The sequence below is a fragment of the Oleiphilus sp. HI0125 genome (assembly GCF_001635355.1).
This window is the reverse complement of record NZ_LWGF01001448.1, coordinates 1-971: the sequence shown is the minus strand read 5'-3', so window position 1 is coordinate 971 and position 971 is coordinate 1. Positions and strand designations below refer to the sequence as shown.

The following is a 971-nucleotide window of genomic DNA, read 5'->3' as shown; positions in this document are numbered from 1 at the left end:
AGGGGCGAATGCTTCATCTGATGCATCAAGTAAAGCATGCGCAGCTTCATACTCACCTTTCGCTGATAGAATGCGAGCTTTACGAGCATTAACGATATGGATCGTACGCGGGTCTTCATTTGATTCTAAAACGAAATCAAGTTCTGCAAGCGCGGTATCGTAATCTTTGGCAGTCACGGCTTGTTTCGCCAAGAACAATGCTGCAAAACGCGCATATTCAGAATCTGTAAATTTCTCTTTAAGCTCGTTCGCAATAAAGCTAGCTGACTGGTCGTCGCCTAAGCCTGCTTGCTGGGTAGAGATGCTAACCAACTGCTGATATAACGCAGAGGCTGTCGCTTTATCACTCTCTACGTTGTTTTGCCATGCACGATAACCAAATACAATTGCAAGAGCAGCAACAACGGCTAGCAACACAGAACTACCGTTATTCTTCCACCAGTTTTTAATCGCTGCGATTTGTTCTTCTTCGGTCTTAAACTCGTCCACAAATTACTCCACATAACTCAATTTCTTATTAGCAGCTCATCAGCCACGCAGTAGTTTACTGCATTCAAACAACGATGTATTTAATCAAATCACTTTGAGCAACGCTTTTTTGTTCTTCATCACTCTTTAAAGGCTTAACCAAAGCTGTGTCGGTATCAATTTCGTTACGGCCAAGAATAACCGCATAGCGCGCACCAGACTTGTCCGCTTTTTTCATTTGAGATTTGAACGAGCCCTGCCCCATATTTTGCAACACACGAAGACCACCTTCAGATCGCAAGTGACCCGCTAATTCGAAGGCTTTCATTTGAGTACCATCACCGGCGGCGACAATATAAACATCCGCAACCACATTAAGCTCTTCAGGGAATACCTTAAGCTCTTCGAGCAGAAGAACAAGACGTTCTACACCCATCGCAAAACCAACGCCAGGAGAACCCTTTCCACCAAGCTGTTTTACCAAGCCATCGTAACGACCACCC

The 971-nt window shown here is 44.7% G+C and carries 2 protein-coding genes; both read right to left on the bottom strand.

Annotation, left to right across the window (positions count from 1 at the left end):
* Positions 1 to 489, bottom strand: a 489-nt coding sequence (locus tag A3762_RS24600) for a tetratricopeptide repeat protein (protein ID WP_068758082.1), incomplete at its 3' end; no start/stop codon positions are given.
* 64 nt (positions 490 to 553) lie between these two features.
* Positions 554 to 971: His/Gly/Thr/Pro-type tRNA ligase C-terminal domain-containing protein (locus tag A3762_RS24595; protein WP_255375087.1), on the bottom strand; the 418-nt coding region annotated here is incomplete at its 5' end.